The 16,244-nt window shown below is 57.2% G+C and carries 13 protein-coding genes; 2 read left to right on the forward strand and 11 right to left on the reverse strand.

Translation table 11 applies throughout. The annotated features are described in order from the left end of the window. Nucleotides 1-336 precede the first annotated feature (336 nt). The 11 genes from Q0063_RS12365 to Q0063_RS12415 form a co-directional block, all read right to left on the reverse strand. On the reverse strand, nucleotides 337-1,371 hold the full coding sequence (locus tag Q0063_RS12365; protein WP_297872285.1) for an aminopeptidase: 1,035 nt from the start codon (nucleotides 1,369-1,371) through the stop codon (nucleotides 337-339). Between the two features lie 15 nt (nucleotides 1,372-1,386). Next, nucleotides 1,387-2,658 (reverse strand): Sapep family Mn(2+)-dependent dipeptidase, encoded by a 1,272-nt coding sequence (locus tag Q0063_RS12370; protein ID WP_297872286.1) that lies wholly within the window; start codon nucleotides 2,656-2,658, stop codon nucleotides 1,387-1,389. Between the two features lie 21 nt (nucleotides 2,659-2,679). After that, nucleotides 2,680-3,780 carry a DUF917 domain-containing protein gene (locus Q0063_RS12375; protein ID WP_297872287.1) on the reverse strand — a complete coding sequence of 367 codons (1,101 nt, stop codon included), beginning with the start codon at nucleotides 3,778-3,780 and terminating at the stop codon, nucleotides 2,680-2,682. A gap of 8 nt (nucleotides 3,781-3,788) precedes the next feature. Then, nucleotides 3,789-5,630: an ABC transporter ATP-binding protein gene (locus Q0063_RS12380; RefSeq protein ID WP_297872288.1), complete on the reverse strand. Its 1,842-nt coding sequence runs from the start codon at nucleotides 5,628-5,630 to the stop codon at nucleotides 3,789-3,791. A gap of 12 nt (nucleotides 5,631-5,642) precedes the next feature. Beyond that, complete coding sequence (locus Q0063_RS12385) at nucleotides 5,643-6,527, reverse strand: ABC transporter permease (RefSeq protein WP_297872289.1); 885 nt, start codon at nucleotides 6,525-6,527, stop codon at nucleotides 5,643-5,645. A 16-nt stretch (nucleotides 6,528-6,543) separates the two neighbouring features. Next, nucleotides 6,544-7,554: an ABC transporter permease gene (locus Q0063_RS12390; RefSeq protein WP_297872290.1), complete on the reverse strand. Its 1,011-nt coding sequence runs from the start codon at nucleotides 7,552-7,554 to the stop codon at nucleotides 6,544-6,546. 80 nt (nucleotides 7,555-7,634) lie between these two features. Continuing rightward, the gene (locus Q0063_RS12395; RefSeq protein WP_297872291.1) at nucleotides 7,635-9,248 is read right to left on the reverse strand and encodes an ABC transporter substrate-binding protein; all 1,614 of its coding nucleotides are present in this window, start codon (nucleotides 9,246-9,248) and stop codon (nucleotides 7,635-7,637) included. Nucleotides 9,249-9,643: 395 nt separating this feature from the next. Further along, nucleotides 9,644-11,326, reverse strand: a complete 1,683-nt coding sequence (locus tag Q0063_RS12400) for a recombinase family protein (protein WP_297872296.1) — start codon at nucleotides 11,324-11,326, stop codon at nucleotides 9,644-9,646. 260 nt (nucleotides 11,327-11,586) lie between these two features. After that, the gene (gene mobV, locus Q0063_RS12405) at nucleotides 11,587-12,558 is read right to left on the reverse strand and encodes a MobV family relaxase (RefSeq protein WP_297872292.1); all 972 of its coding nucleotides are present in this window, start codon (nucleotides 12,556-12,558) and stop codon (nucleotides 11,587-11,589) included. Continuing rightward, the gene (locus Q0063_RS12410; protein WP_367180378.1) at nucleotides 12,558-12,722 is read right to left on the reverse strand and encodes an LLM class flavin-dependent oxidoreductase; all 165 of its coding nucleotides are present in this window, start codon (nucleotides 12,720-12,722) and stop codon (nucleotides 12,558-12,560) included. The genes mobV and Q0063_RS12410 overlap by 1 nt, the downstream gene beginning before the upstream one ends. A 402-nt stretch (nucleotides 12,723-13,124) precedes the next feature. Further along, nucleotides 13,125-14,462 carry a DUF5906 domain-containing protein gene (locus Q0063_RS12415; RefSeq protein WP_367180377.1) on the reverse strand — a complete coding sequence of 446 codons (1,338 nt, stop codon included), beginning with the start codon at nucleotides 14,460-14,462 and terminating at the stop codon, nucleotides 13,125-13,127. Nucleotides 14,463-14,671: 209 nt separating this feature from the next. On the opposite strand from Q0063_RS12415, the gene Q0063_RS12420 reads away from it, so the two are divergent. Further along, nucleotides 14,672-15,472, forward strand: coding sequence for a helix-turn-helix domain-containing protein (locus Q0063_RS12420; RefSeq protein ID WP_297872294.1), 801 nt, complete (start codon nucleotides 14,672-14,674; stop codon nucleotides 15,470-15,472). After that, complete coding sequence (locus Q0063_RS12425; RefSeq protein WP_297872295.1) at nucleotides 15,462-16,031, forward strand: sigma-70 family RNA polymerase sigma factor; 570 nt, start codon at nucleotides 15,462-15,464, stop codon at nucleotides 16,029-16,031. The genes Q0063_RS12420 and Q0063_RS12425 overlap by 11 nt, the downstream gene beginning before the upstream one ends. Nucleotides 16,032-16,244: the final 213 nt, after the last annotated feature.

A 16,244-nucleotide genomic window follows, 5' to 3' on the forward strand; every position in this document is an offset into this window, starting at 1 on the left:
GCCCCGCCGCTGTTTGAAAATCGGTAGATACCGATTTTCAACTGTGCTGACTATATCAGGCGGAGCACACCCTTTCAAGGCGGTTGTATTGAACGGCTCCCTGGATGTCATGAAATGCGCCGGGGCGTGCTTAGCAAGTGTCTCCCAAATAAAATCAGGGCGGGAGCTTGGAACAGTCCAATAAAACTGTTCTATGCTCCCGCCCTGACTGCCCCCTGACGCAGTTCTTGAATCTGCGTCAGGGGGTTCATCCATTATCCTCTTTTATAAAACCTGCTCACGCTGCGTTGGGTGCGGAATCGTTTCTGAGCCCGGCGCTGCGGAGCCCTCCGGATATCACTGCGCAAGAGGCGGCATCAGCGCGGCCAGCTCCGGCAGGACGATACGGCCCCGGTCCATAATCTGCACGCCGTCCAGCCACACCGAGCTTTGCAGGCAGATGCCGTCGCTGTGGCTGACAGCATCCTGGCCGTTGGGCGGGGCGTCGATTTCGCTGACGTAGCCAATGCCCCACTCGGTGGCGCCCCAGACCCGCTCGTCCTCCACGATGCTGCCGGTGAGTCTGGCGCCGGGGTTGAAGCCATAGGCGATGTGGGCCATTTTCAGCATTCCGGGGTCCTGGAACCCCCGCAGATACTGCTCGTAGACCGCCGCCTCTTCGCCGCCCTCCACGGACTGGATGACGCCGTCCTTCACGGTCAGGCGGATGGGCGTCTTGGGCGAACGCCCAAAGGGCGGCGTCACAGAACCGTCGAAGACAATGGTTCCCTGAATGGAGCCGAACCGGGGCACCACGTTGATCTGTCCCGTGAGCATATGCACCGCGGGGAAGGTGGCGTCGCCGCAGTCGCAGGCCACATAGTGGACCGGGTCGATTTCAAACGTCACGTCGCAGCCCGCCGGCGTAGTCACCCGCATGGTTTTGGCATTCCGGGTCAGCTCCGCCACCTTCCGCATAAACACCTGGAGCTGAGGCGTGTCCACATGGCCGATGGTGCGAATCATCAGGTCCTCGTCAAAGTCTACCAGGCACATATACCGCAGCTTTGGATTCTCACGGCTGGCCCGCTCAAAGGGGGTGGAGTACAGAAGCCACTGATGATTGAACTCAATCCACACGTCACAGACGCACAGGGCCGCGGCCAGCGGCTCCACCGGCAGATCCGGGTCGGCGGCCTTGCCCACGGAACCGGGGGTTGGGACGGTAACCACCATCACCTGAGCCCCGGTCTCCCGAACGCTGTCCGACACCGCACGCAGCACCGCCTGATTGGATTCGTAGTCCGCCGTCAGCACCACGTTCTCCCCAGCCTTCACGCCGAAGATTTCACGCACCAGCTTGTCCGCCGCAATTTGCAGTTCTGTCTTCATGCCGTCCTCCATTTTTCACAGATTTGCCAGTTTTTCAAGAGTTTTCCTGTAAATTTCCCGGGCCTGGTGCAGGTCCTCCAGCAGAATATACTCATCCTTCTGGTGCTCCGTGCATTCCCTGCCCGGCTGCATGGGCCCGAAGGCCACAATGCCCGGCATAGCTCTGGCGTAGGTGCCGCCGCCAATCACAGCAGGCTCGGAGGCGTCTCCGGTGATTTCCCGGTAGACCTCCAGCATCGCCTGAATCACAGCGCCGTTTTTGTCCATATAAATGGGGTCCTGGTTCTCCGTGCAGACCCAGGACAGGCCAAACGCCCGGCAGGCCTCTCCCAGGGGCCCCTCCACGTCCTCGCCCCGGAAGGACACGGGATTCCGTATATCCAGGGTCAGCACCAGCTGTTCCCCCTTCGTCCGCACCATTCCGGCGTTCAGAGTCAGTTTCCCGCTCTGAGCGTCCTCCAGGGGGCAGCCCAGCTTTCCGCCGTGGAAGTCTCCGGCCAGATGCTTCTGATAAAAGCCCACCAAAGGATGGTCCACGCCCAGAGCCTCCAGCTCCGCCATCATCTTGTCAAGGGCGCTTTCCCCCTTTTCCGGCGTGCTGGCATGGGCGCTGCGGCCGTGGGTCTCCAGGAGCTTTTCCGCCCCCTCCCTGGTCCGCACCCGGCAGCGGCACCAGTCGGGAACCATGTTCCCCGCGTCGCCGCCCTCAAAAGAAACGATCTCTCCCCGGGGCGCTGTGATCCGGAACTCCAGAATGCCCTTCTCCCCATAAATGGCGGGAAAATCCGCGTCGGGGGTAAAGCCGAACACCGGCAGCTGCTGCGTGCGCTTGTAACAGGCCATGTCGTCCCAGTCGCCGCACTCCTCGCACTGGCCGAAGATCAGCCGAATCCGCCGGTTCAGGGGCGTCCCCGCGTCCTGGAGATCCTTCATGGCAAACAGCGCCGCCAGTGTGGGCCCCTTATCGTCCACAGCGCCCCGGCCATAGAGCCGGTCCCCGCAGATCTCGCCCTTGGGGTTGTGCGTCCAGCCCTCTCCCGCCGGGACCACGTCCAGGTGCCCCAGGACGCCCACAATCTCCTCCCCCTGGCCGATTTCCGCCCAGGCGGTTCTGCCGCCCAGGTTCTCTGTCCGAATGCCCAGGCGGCGGCAGAGGTCCAGCACCTGTTCCAGGGCCCAGGCGGGTCCCCTGCCGTAGGGGGCCTCTTCGCTGACATCTGTCAGGGCCACGCTGTCAATGGCGATCAGGTCCAGCACCGCCTGGAGAAAATCCTGATTGTCTGTCATGCCCATCCTCCTCCTTTTGTCTCAGCAGTAAGGCCTGTAGTCCACATCATGGCCGAAGCTCCGGGGGCCGAAGACCTCCAGACCCCGGGGAGTGGTCCACTCCTTCGGCGCGGGCAGGGCGATGACCGCCGCCTTCTCTCCCATCCGGGCAAAGGGATTCAGCTGGGGCATGGCCTCGTCCAGGTCAAAGACGCAGATCAGGTCCGGCACGGTAACGAAGTATGCCCCGTCCAGCCAGCTGATGATATTCTCGTTCTGATACCAGATATGAAGCTCGTGGCCCTCATAGTCGCCGGAGCCCTGAATGACGGTGTCGCCATAGGTGTAGCCGTCCCGGGTCTCGTACCCGCTTTTCGTGACAATGCCCTCGAACATGGGCTTTCCGCCGCCGGCCTCCATCACCGCCCGGACATAGTCCCCGCCGGAGGCCTTGGCGTCCCGGAAGGCCTTTCCGGTCTTCTCCGCATAGGAGATGGCCCCCTGAATCACGGCGTCCTTCAGCACCTCCGCGGTATTCACATGGTCCATGACGGCAATGGTGTTCTGGCTGGCCACCGCCAGGGCCCGGACCAGGTCCTCGCCCCGCTCGTCGTCAAATACGTTGGTAAACACCGCGCCCTCACCGAACTTGTTCATCACGCTCATGGGGCACATGGGCACCCCCTGGAGGAAGTAGGTGGAATGCTGAAGCGCGGGAACACTCCGCCCGGCGGGGTCGCCGTCCATAATGGGCCGGCCGGTCATGGCTCCCACATAGAAGGCCGTGGCCGTATTGCCGCCGCCCAGCTCCGTGGAGATGACGGCGCTGACCTCCCGGCCCAGGAAGCGCTCCAGCTGCTTCATGCAGAGGATATAGAAGCTCTCTTCCGTCTCTTTCAGACGGGCATATTTCCGCAGTTCCTCCTCCGTCAGGGGGCTGATGGCGCCGCAGGCGTAGGGTGTGCCAATCACATCCTGCGGGTCCATGTCGGCAAAGGATGCCAGGCGGAATTCCTTTCCGGCCGCCAGGGCCTCGTCAATCATCTGGATGCCCTCGTCCAGGCTTCCGCCGCCGCCGGTGCCCAAAATGGCGCAGCCATACAGAATATCCAGCAGGTTTTCTCGTGTCAGTGTCCTCATCATGCTCCTCCTTATTTTTCCGGGGATGCCGTTTCATCCCCCGCGGATTCGTTTCCTAATGTTTCCTCCAGCTCCTTCCACCGCAGGCAGCTGACCGCGCGGCCGCCCCCCAGGTCCACAGGCTGGGGCGTCTCCCGGGCGCAGTCCGGGCAGGCGTAGGGGCAGCGCTGGTGGAAGGCGCAGCCCGGCGGGGGATTGATGGGGCTGGGAATCTGGCCCTCCAGCGTTTTGAGGCCGTCCATGCCCCGGGTGGTGAGGGTCGGAATCGAGTCGAACAGGGCCCGGGTATAGGGGTGGCAGGGGCGGCGGAATACCTCCTCCGCCGGGCCGAACTCCACGATTTTTCCCAGGTACATAATGGCAATCTGGTTTGCCAGCTCGTGAACGACCCCCAGGTCGTGGCTGATGAGAATATTGGTCAGCTGGAAGCGCCGCCGCAGGTCCTTGATGAGGGCCAGAATCTGGGCCTGGCTGAACACATCAATGGAGCTGGTGGGCTCGTCCAGCACCACCAGTTTGGGGTTGGAGGCCAGCGACCGGGCAATGGCGATGCGCTGGCGCTGTCCGCCGGAAAATTCGTGGGGGTATTTGTAGCAGGCGTCGGCGGGAATGCCCACCATTTCCAGCAGCTCTTCCACCCGTTTCAGGCGCTCCGCCTCTCCCAGCTTTTCATAGACGTCCATCGGCTCCGCCACGATGTCCTTAATCAGCCAGCGGGGGTTCAGGGACCAGTAGGGGTCCTGGAAGACGATTTGAACGTTCTTCTTAAAGGCGTTCCCGCCCTTCCGGCCCTCACCGAAGACGTCCGCGCCCTCGAAGAACACCTTTCCCTCCGTGGGCTCGAAAAGGTTCAGAATGGTGTTCACCAGAGTGGATTTTCCGCAGCCGGACTCGCCTACGATGCCCAGAACGTCACCCTTTTTCAGCTCGAAGCTCACATCGTCCACCGCTTTGAGGGTCAGGTGCTTCTGGCGGCGGAGCTCGTCGTTGATATCGAAGTACTTTTTCAGGTGCTCCACCTTCAAAAGCGTCTCGCCGGAGGCGGCGGGCTCCGCCTTCCTGGCGTCGGCCCGGACCGCGTCAATGAGGACTTTGGTATAGTCCTCCCGCGGGTGCTCCACCAGGCCGGCGGCGGTGTTCTCCTCAATGATTTTCCCGCCGTAGAGAATGCCCACCCGGTCGCAGAAGGCCGTCACCAGGCTGAGGTTGTTGGCGATGAAGAGCACCGTCATATTGTGCTTTTGCTGAAGCTCCTTCAGCAGTTTGAGGATGCTGGCCTGAATGGTGACATCCAGGTTCCGGGTGGGCTCGTCGGCAATGAGGAACTCCGCGCCGCAGGCCAGGGCCAGGGCGATGATGACCCTCTGGCGCTGTCCTCCGGAAAGCTGGTGGGGGTATTTGCGCATCACGCTCTCCCCGTCGGCCAGTTTCACCTCCGCCAACAGCCCCAGGGCCTCCTGGCGGATCTGGTCCCTGCTCAGGCCCTTCCGCCGGGTCCTCAGCACGTCGGTCATGATGGTTCCGACGGTAAAAACAGGGTTCAGGCAGCTCATGGGGTCCTGGAAAATCATGGCAATCCGGCTGCCCCGGACGGTTTTCCGCATCTGGTTCGGGCTCAGCTTCAGCAGGTCTGTCCCGTCCAGCAGAATGGAGCCGGACTCAATCCGGCCCGGGGGACAGCGAAGGAGCTGCTGGATGGCCAGGGCCAGGACGGTTTTCCCCTGTCCCGACTCTCCTACCAGGCCGTAGGTCTCGCCCCGCTCAATGGCCAGACGGCCGATTTCCAGAACCGTTTTGGTTCCCGCAAAGGAGCGGTGGGTAATCCGCAGGTCGTGAATCTCAAAATAAGCCATAGCGCCGCCTCCTCAGTTTTTCCGGGTCTTGGGGTCCAGAATCTCCCGGATGGCGTCCCCCAAGAGGTTGAAGCACAGCACGGTGATGAAAATAGCCAGGCCGGGAAAAATGCAGTACCACCAGCTGTCGGGGAAGAAGCGCCGGCCCATGGAAATCATCAGGCCCCACTCCGGGGTGGGCAACTGGGCCCCCAGACTCAGGAAGGACAGGCTGGCCACCGTCAGAATCACGCCGCCGATGTCCATGGAGGCCTGCACAATCACGGGGCTGATGCAGTTGGGAATGATGTGGCGGAAGATAATCTTCATCCGCCCGGTGCCGATGGTTTCTGCCGCCTGGACGAATTTCCGCTCCTTCATGGAGATGGCCTGTCCCCGAATCAGCCGGGTGTACCAGGGCCACCAGGACAGGGCTATGGCCAGAACGGCGTTATTCAGGCTGCTGCCCAGGACCACCACCATGGCGATGGCCAGCAGCAGGGGCGGGAAGCTGAGGAACACGTCGGTAATCCGCATAATCACATTGTCCACCCAGCCGCCGAAGCTCCCTGCCACGGCCCCCAGAGGCACGCCGATGAGCAGGGACAGCCCTACGGCGGCCAGGGCGGCGGTGAGGGACACCCGGGAGCCGTAGATCACACGGCTGAAAATATCCCGGCCCAGCTCGTCGGTGCCCATCAAATGTTCGGCGCTGGGGGGCTGAAGGCTGATGTCGGTATGGGCGGCGTCGGCCAGGTCCTCCGGATAGGGGATGATTACCGGGGCCAGAATGGCGGCGGCGGCCAGCAGCAGAAGAAGAATCAGGGCCGCCAGGCTGAGCTTGTTCCGGGCCAGAAGGTACATGCTTTCCCGGGCGCTGCGGATGCGGGGCTTCATGGTCTGCACAAAGTTATTCATGTCGGTTTCGCCTCCCTTACAGACGCACCCGGGGATCGGACGCAATGATGATGTCCGCCAGCAGGTTGAGAATGATGTAGCACACCGCGCCGAAGAGCGTCACGCCGATGATGGCGGGGTAATCCAGGGTCGTGACAGCGCTGGAAATATAGCTGCCGATGCCGGGCCAGGAGAAAATCGCCTCCACCAGGAAGGTATTGGTGAGGGTATAGCCCATGGAGAGGGCCACGTCGGTGGCGGTGGTGCCCAGGCTGTTTTTCAGGGCGTACTTCCAGAGCATGCGGGTATCGCTGAGACCGTAGCTGTGGCCGGCGGTCATGTAGTCCTCCCCCAGAATCTCCAGCAGGGCGCTGCGGGTCATGCGGGAGACCAGGCCGATGGGATAGAGGGAAACGGTGATGCAGGGGAGAATGATATGCCGCAGGGCGTCCAGAAACAGACCAAACCTGCCGGTAATCAGACAGTCTGCCAGAAGCATCCCCGTCACCTGGGGAACAGTTTCAAAGATGGTGGCCTCTACGCTGATCCGCCCGCCGATGGGCAGAAGATTCAGACCCTTATAGAAAATCAGCTGGAAAAACAGGGCCACCCAGAAGGTGGGCAGGGACACCGCCCCGATGGAGAAGAAGCGGCTGAAATGGTCCAGCAGCCTGTCCTTTTTCTTGGCGGAGTAAATCCCCAGGGGGATGCCGATGACCACCGCCAGCGCGAAGGCCAGCAGAACCAGCTCCAGCGTGGCGGGGACATAGCGCCGGAGCTCGCTGGTGACAGGCTGATGATTGTTCAGGCTCTTACCCAGGTTGCCCCGGAGGAGGTCCCGGAGGTATATGACATACTGCTCCGGCAGGGACTTGTCCAGTCCCAGCTCGATGCGGGCGGCCTCCAGCTGCTCTTCCGTGGCCCGCTGGCCGGCCCAGCGAACCTCGGGACTGGAGGGCAGTACCCGGGCTATGAAGAAGGTGATGGTAACGACTCCCAGCAGGACCAGAATACTGCTGAAAATCCGTTTGACGATGTATTGAAACACGGGGCGGACACCTCATTTCAGTCTGTTTCTCTGAAAATGCCAACAGGCACTCCGGATGGCGGAGTGCCGTTGGCCTGGATTTACTTCTCGGTAATCTGATAGTAGAGGATGCTGTTGGAATAGGCGGGGTTCTCGGAGACCCCTTGGATGCTGTTGCTGATGACAAAGGTGTGCATCTGGTCATAAAGATTCAGCAGGTAGGCATTGTCCGCCACAATCTTCTGCGCCTGGACGTAGTTGGCTTCGGCGGCGTCCCGGTCGGTGACGGTCTGGGCGATGGCCTCGTCAATGATGCCGTCCAGCTCCGGGTCGTTCAGGTAAGAAAGGTTGTATACAATCTGATCCTCGCTGTGCAGCAGGGACTGGAACCAGCTGACGGGGTCGGCGTAATCCGGCCACCAGATAAACACAAACATATCCTGCCGCTGGGCGGGGTCGTTGTTCTGGGCCTGGGCCCACTGCTGATCCCACTCCATACTGCGGAGATCCAGGTCGATGCCCAGCTGCTTCAGGTTCACCTGGAACAGCTGAAGGGCGCTGGCATACTCGTCATACCCGTTCATATAGGTAACGGTCAGCCTGAGCCCGTCGGTGGACACGCCGGACTTGTCCAGGTACTCTCTGGCTTTATCCAGGTCGCAGGTATACTGGAGAATGCTCTCATCGTGGCCCCACAGGCCGCCGGGGACCATGCCAACAGACTGCTTGGCGTTGCCGTTCATAATCTCGCTGACCGTCTCCTCATAGGGGAAGGCATAGGCCAGGCAGCGGCGGAAATCGGCGTTATTGCAGGGCGCGGTCGCGGTATTCAGGAACATGATGATATTGTTGAAGGTCTCGGACTGATAGGTGTAAACCCGGTCGGTCTGGCCCTTGAGGGCCTCCAGGTCCGTGGCGGAGAACTCACTGGAGAGCTGGCATTCGCCGGTTTCCATCATCTGGCGGCGGGCGCTGGACTCCGGCACCTCCCGGACCATGACGTTCTTGTACTGTCCGTCGGTCCAGCCGCCCCGGTAGCCCTCGTAGGCCTTCAGAACCACGCTGTCGCCGGTGGCCTGGGCAATCATATAGGGGCCGGTGCCTCCGTCGTGGCCCTCGTTGAACCACTCGGTGGTCTGGTCCGCCACGCTGTCAGACATGATATAGGCGGCATAGCCGGCAGAAACCACCAGGTCAATGGCGCAGGGGTAGCCGCAGGTGACGGTGACCTCATAATCGCCGGTGGCCTCGACCTTGCCGCCGTTGGACTCCAGCACGGCGTCCCAGATATAGGCGCCGCCCTTGCCCAGGTCCATGGACCTCTGGAAGGACCGCACCACCTGAGCCGATGTCATGGGCGTGCCGTCGTGAAATGTGACGTCCTCCCGGAGCTGGAAGGTCCAGACGGTGCCGTCGTCATTCTTCGTCCAGCTGGTCGCCAGCATGGGGTCCAGGTCGCCGGTGTCAGGATTGTACCGGGTCAGGGTCTCGTAAACATTCTGGAGAACCATGATCCCGTTGGAGTATTCCGTGCTGGGGTCCAGAGTTACATAAGGGGCGGTGTTGTAAGTATGATACAGCACCTTGGTATCTCCCCCGCCGGAGGCTCCACTGCCGCCGCTGTTCCCGCCGCTGTTCCCGCCGCCGGAACCGCCGCAGGCCGTCAGGCCCAGGGCCAGCGCCCCGGCCAGAATCAGGCTCAGAAATCGCTTCATGATGCATCTTCTCCTCAGCTTCAAAATCGTTTATCGCTTTACAATGATAAACAGCACTCTTACTATACACGAAATCTTATAAATATGCAATATAGCTCTGTATTTTTATCGCATCCTACATAAACATCCAAATTATTCCCCGCTTTGTGTTGAAAATGACGGACAGACCCCCTTGTGAGCGGCAGCAGAGGCGGGTGCCCGATGAAAAATATACGTTTTTAGAACCTGTATTCATAGCCGGGGGGATGCTGGATGGACGGGAATCTTTCCTGTCAGACAAGAAGATTTCCCCTGCAATCCGTCAGGATTGCAGGGGAAATCGACGCGGTATGGCGGGAAAAAGGCTGTTCAGACATCGTTCAGCGGTTGTGAATACAGGTTTTAAACACAGGATTCTATGAGTTTTCTCTTTGCAGCAGCACAACCGTCTCGACTTGCTCATTGTTGTCCAAACTCAAATTCATGTCCTGTTCAATGATTGGCAGCTTGAACTTGATGGATTTCAGCCATTGCCCGTTGGGCTGGCGTTCCTCATAAATCTGGATTTCCGAAATCAATGCCTCTATTAGCTGCCGCCGTTCCACCTCGTTCATTACTGCATACAGCTTTTCAAAATAAATCAGAACTTTGTAGATGTTGTCCCCGGTCAGCTTTTCCGCCTCAATGGCCTGCTTTTTGGCCCGGGCGGTGATAAGCTGTGACTCAATCTCTTCAATCCTATCGTACATCTTGTAAAGCCGACCGTCAAGGTCGGCTTTTCGTTTGATGTAGTGCCGGTCGTCCGGGTCAAGGCCGTCTATTTCCTCCATCAGTTTGGATTTGATGGAATAGCTTTGACGCAGCTGCTTTTCGTAGTTGACGATCTCCTGGTCAATAGCGGCGGTGTCTACCTTCATATTGATTTTTTCCTGCATCATAGCCGCGAATTTCGGATTGCTCACCAGCTTTATGATGACCTCCGCTACCGCATCATCCAGCAATTCTTCATTGATTTGCTTTTTGTAGTCACATTTGTGTCCACGGGTCATGGTGCGGTGCTTACAGGCATAGTAGAAGAAATCCTTATACTTAGTGCCGTCTTTCTTGTATTTGATGCTCTTATTGGCGTACATCCCAGCCCCGCAGATAGGGCACTTCACGATACCGGTGAGAAGGTGCGTCCGTTCGTTCTGGCCTCTGTTGATGTGTTCATATTTCTTGGCCTGGGCCAGCAGTTTTATCTGTGCTGCCTGCCAGACCTCTTCAGATACCAGTCCCTCATGCAGACCGTCCACCAGCAAGTAGTTATCCTGCGCCACAAGGCGATAGTCGTTTCTGGTGCCGTGAACTTTCTCTGTCCGCCGCCGCCCATAGGCAATTTTTCCACAGTAAACAGGATTTTTTAAAATCAGGCGGACAAGGTGAGCATCAAAGAGAGGATTTTTCCCGTTTTGCCTCTGTATCTTGCGGATACCGTGATTTTCCAGATACTTTGAAATTCCATTTGCGCCAGTGTCAGTAGTGGTGTACTGCTCAAATATAACGCGAATGGCCTCGGCCTCTTCTTCGTTAATCTCCAGGCTGCCGTCTACAAGGCGATAGCCATAGGGCGCAAAACCCCCATTCCAGCGGCCTTCCCTAGCTTTCTGGATACGACCCTCCATAGTTTGGACACGGATATTTTCACGCTCGATTTCAGCCACAGCGGAGAGGACAGAAATCATCAGCTTCCCAGCATCCTTGGAGGAATCAATCCCATCCTCTACGCAAATCAGGTTCACCCCAAAGTCCTGCATGATTTGCAGAGTGGAGAGAACATCTGCGGCGTTTCTGCCAAACCGGGAGAGTTTGAATACCAAAACAAAGGAAACGCCGTCTTTCCCGGATTTGATGTCCTCCATCATCTGGCTAAACTGCATTCTGCCCTCGATAGATTTTCCGGATTTGCCTGCATCCTCATATTCTCCAACGATCTCATAATTGTTGAAGTCTGCGAACGCTTTCATTCTGGCCTTTTGAGCATCCAGGGAGTAGCCGTCGATCTGCATAGTAGTGGATACTCTGGTGTAGATATAAACCTTCTCTTTTTCTTTGCGCATGATAACCTCACATTTCCTGTTATCCGCTTCTTGTTGGAGAGTGGTTTCTTCTCCAACAAGAAGTTTGGACATTCAAATCACGTCTATGATTATATCACACCGCAACAGTCTTTTCAATATTGGATTTATGGTTCTGACAGTTTTTTTAGTCAGCTCCGATCCTGGTCTGGTCAACGCTTGGAAAGGGCATATCATCTAGCCCCAAGTCCGATGCATACTTCTCAATCAGATTTGCCAGCAGAGTGGCAAGTCCGCTCCATTCATCGGTCAAGGGCATTCTTCTTACTGGCCTCCTCCTGTAAAAATGTAGTGTTCTGCTGATATGCCTCCAAAATCTCCGGCGGCACATTCTCCACCGCCCGTTTCAGGTCCTCCAGCTCCTGAAGCTGCTGGGCCACCTCCAACCGGCGTTTGACGCTCTCCCGGCTGGCACCATCTTTCTTTTTCAAGGCAGCGTTTTCAGCCTGGAGGTCTTTGTAGGCGGCATCGTACTTCCGTAATTTCGTCTGCATCCGCTCCACGCCGGGAATATACTGCTCCAGCAGCGCCTCGATCTCGGCGCTTTTCTTTTTGGCGTTGAGCGGATTGACCTCACCCAGCAGCTGCAACAGCATGTCCCGCTGCCGGTTGAGGTGAGCTGCCTCCTTGAACAGCCGGGGCGGAATGTGCGTTCGGCCAGTTTCGCTGGCGCTCTCGCCCCGTTCCAAGTCAGGCCATTTCTTCACCATGTGCTTCCAGAACTCATCCTGCCACCAGATCAGCTTCTTCTTATTGCCTACGATGTCCTTGGCACTCAGCCGCTTGTCCGCCGTCAAAGGGACAAAAGAAAGGTGCATATGGGGTGTCTTCTCGTCCATATGCACCACAGCGGATATGATCGTGTCTTTCGACTGATGTTTTTCTATGAAGCGGACTGCTTCTTCAAAGAATGCCCGGACTTCCGCTTTCTTCTTGCCCTTGAAGAACTCTGGACTGGCCGTCACCAGCGCTTCCACCACTCGAACGCTGTCCTTTCTGGTGCGGCACTTGGCCTCGGCAATCTGCCGCTCTGCCTCCGCCCGGTATTTCCGTTCGGGCTGAACAATATGGAAATTGAGGTGGCTCCGGCTGGTGTCCACGTCGGGATTACTGGCATACTTCTCCTTGGTGCGCTCGTTGTGGGCCTCAATGTGACCGATCTCCGGCCCCTTGTACTTGGCAAAGCGAAGAATAGCGTACTGCGGTTTCAGCATCACTTCCCCCTCCGTTTCTGCCAGACCAGATCAAATCCCAGCACATCGGCCAGCTGAATAGCCTCAATGTACCGCAGTGAACCCCGCTGCAACTTGGCGGAGAGGTTGGACACGCTGTTGCTCCAGCCGTGTTCGGCAGCGAGCATATCCACAACCTCCTGCATGGTGTACCCGGCACGGACGATCTGAGCCTTGATTTCATTTCTGATGTTCAATAAAAACCTCCTGATTCCTACATGGTTGTCACGCAATAGAAGCACCCTTCGATTTCGTGCTTCCGAGTGACTTTTGTTGAAACGGTGAAAATACCGTCATAACCGTCAACTCTGTTCACCATTCAGAGCAGCACGGTTCCGTGAAACCTGTTCGGAAATTCATTAAGAAGTTTGCGATTTTGGAAAATGTAGAAGTTTTAGCGGCAAAGGCAACCTACTGTACTGCCCTGTTCCTCTAAATGTGGAAAATGGAATTGTGGCTGACCTCAAAAGAAGCGTACAATGCGTACATGAGTACGTCCGTGTACGCTTGTACGCAATGTACGGGTGATTTCGGGTCACTGTGCATTTTCAATACTGTCGTACCAGTACCCGCAGGCCGGTGAACCCTCTGGACCGCCTGCCACCGCCGATGTAGATGTTGTTGGTATGGCTGATGCCGTAGCTCCCGGCATTCTGATTGAGATAGTTGCAGAAACTTTTCATAGACAGGGCGTTGTAGGCGTTATCCTCGCACCAGAGTTTGTAGGCGGCGTACAGGTCCTTGGAGCTGGAAGCGGCGTCCGGCTGAAAGACGATATATCCGGTGGACTGCATGAACTCAACGATATTGTTGCCGTCCGCCACCGCTGCTTTCATATTTTCCTGGGCCTGCTGGCTAATGGTGAAGCGGTAGTTGTTGGCAGTCAATCGGTGCAGCCCCTCCAGCGCCCACAGGAAGATGCCCTCCGCCTCGTCACACATCTTTTCTGCGATAAATGGGTCATCTACCCGGTTAGCTGGACGCTCTTTGGCAGTTAGAATGATTTGCCGCCGGAAGAAACCGACGCTCCGGTCATAGAGGGAGTGCAGCGTCCCATTACCCAGGCCAATGAAGCGGACATACAGCTGGCCTTGATAGCTCTGCCTGCCCTTCTTCTCCAAATCCATAGGAAGCTCAGCGGTGACAATAGCCTTGATGTGATTGGGCTGGGGAAGAGCCTCCAGTTTCATGTCATCGTCCACCATCAGCAGCTCATGCTCCAGGTCGGCGCGGGCAAAGGGATTTGTCTCAACTTTGGCGATGCTGCCGGTATTCATGTTCTGCCCCAACAAGGCACGGAGTACCAGTCCCAGCCGGGATTTTCCTTCGCCGCCCCTACCGGTGATGATAAGCATTTTCTGCCCTTTTGTGGAGGGAATGAGGCAGTAGCCCATAAACTCCTGGAGGGTCAGAATGTCGTCCGGCACCAGAAGGTCAGTCAGAAACGCCAGCCACTTCACCGGCGGCAGAGCGTCCGGTACATAACGGACTGGCAGGCGGTTGATGCAGAAATCCTTTTTCTCCGAGAATGTCCCATTGAGGAACAGCGTCCCATTGGCAACATGAACCCTGTCCTGATAGACCGGTAGCGGCGGCGACCAGCACTCCATCCGCAGGGCATCCAGCAGGTTTGCCGCCCGCTTTGCCACGCCGGAAGTGACATAGGACTTGATGCGGTCCAAGATTTCCTTTTTCAGCATCGTTTCATCCGTCACCCGGCCCTCCGTGGTGAAAAAAACATCGTGAATACAGAGCATGGGGTGATCTTGCAGAAATTCCTCGCTGAACAGGACTTCATTGATTTTCTTGCCATCGAACCATGCGGGCCAGTCCTCCATCCCCGGCGGCAGGCGGGCGGCGTGATTTGTTGTTTCATAGTTGTTCAATTGCATTCCTCCGTAAAAAGATTGGCGTTTTCATTTGCCTATCTCAATATACGGAAAAACCGGCTTTGTCCCCCATTTTTTGCAAAACTGACTGGAAAATAAAAACCGACTCGGATAATTTGCAGAAATGCAAACTCCGAACCGACACAATTCGTGCTCTATTGCGGAAATGCTGTGCTAAAATCGAGAATACGACAGGGAGGTGCGCAATGGCGGAATATTTACCGGGAACGATAGGTCAGCGGCTTACAGAATTACGGGAGCAGAGGGGCCTTACAAAAGAAGAATTGGCGGAGCGGGTGGGCGTCAGCACATCCACCCTAAGCCGGTTGGAGAACGGGCAGATACAAAAATTCAGCGATGAGGTGTTGACTGCCTTGGTGCGGGAATTTAACGTATCCGCCGACTTTCTGCTGGGCCTGACGAACATTCCCGACAGAAAAAATTATGACATTGAGGAACTGGGGCTGACGGCACTGGCGGCGCGGAACCTCTACACTGGGAAGGTCAACAGTGAGGTCGTCAGCCGAATGCTGGAGCATCCCCGGTTTGCCGTTCTGACCAATATGATCGCTCAGTATTTTGATGATACCCTGGCGGCAGGGATTGCTGTCCAGAACCAGATCTTTGCCTCCATGGGTGAGCTGTTGATGGGGTGTGGACAGCGGGGAGCGGCGCAGGCAGCAGCACTTTCCAAGATACCGCCGCACCAAGTTGAGCTGTCCAAAATTCAAAACACTTTTATGGTGATACTCAAAGAAATGAAAAAAGATATGGCTTCCGAGTTAGCGGCAAAGCAGGCGGCAACCAAGGAGATCGTGGCGCAGATGATGGCGGAGCTTACTAAGGGCGAGGACAGACCCCTGACCGAAATCACGCCAGAGCAAATGACGGACGCCATTTTACATACGGTGGACACTTCTGTTTTTGACCCGGACAAGCTGTCGGCCTTCCGGTCTGGCGTTGTTTCTCTATTTGAAAATCTTCCCAGGGCAGCGCATGAGCAATGAAGAACTCTATGTACTTGCCAGGGATGGCAGCATAGATGCCCGAAACCAACTTCTGGAAAATAATCTGGCCTTTATCCAACAACAGGCCAATCAATTCATTGAACGATATGGTGGTAATCGTCTTGATGTGGACGACCTTATTCAAGAGGGCTGCTTCGGTCTGATGGAGGCGATCAGTCGCTTTGTCCCGGAGCGCGGCACAAAATTTCTGACTTACGCTGTCTGGTGGATCAGGAAATTCATGCAGGAGTCGGTCAGCATCGTCACTGCATTTGATGAGATCAGCCTGGATGAGTTGGAGGATTTTTCTCTTCCACAGGCTTACGGAAGATCCCCGGAGCAAATTGTTCTGCAAGCAGAAACCTACGCTGAACTGCACGAGGGCCTGCGACAGATTTCCGCCAGGGAGCGGACTTATCTGCTCTACCGCTACGGTTTTACCGATGGGGACGAACATCCCATTCCAGACACAGCGGCTCACTTCCGGTTGACAGTGAAGCGGGCGCAGAAAACGGAACAAGCCGCACTGAACGATTTGCGGCGCAGGCTGCCGCATTGACGCCGCTGCGGCGGGACGAGGGACGGGGGCTGTATATACCTTTTGCCCCTCCCGAAAGCAGGTGGAGGAATGATTGCTGCCGCTCCATTCCTCCGCCTGCTTTCCTGGTGCGGAAAAGCGGCTGTCCTGCAGTCCATCCCCTTTCCCGCGCCAGCCGAGGCAAAAGGTATAACACACTAGACTTTTTCCACTGCGTTCCAAAAGTCGTGTGCC

Source organism: uncultured Oscillibacter sp. (assembly GCF_947654275.1).
Classification (GTDB): domain Bacteria; phylum Bacillota; class Clostridia; order Oscillospirales; family Oscillospiraceae; genus Oscillibacter.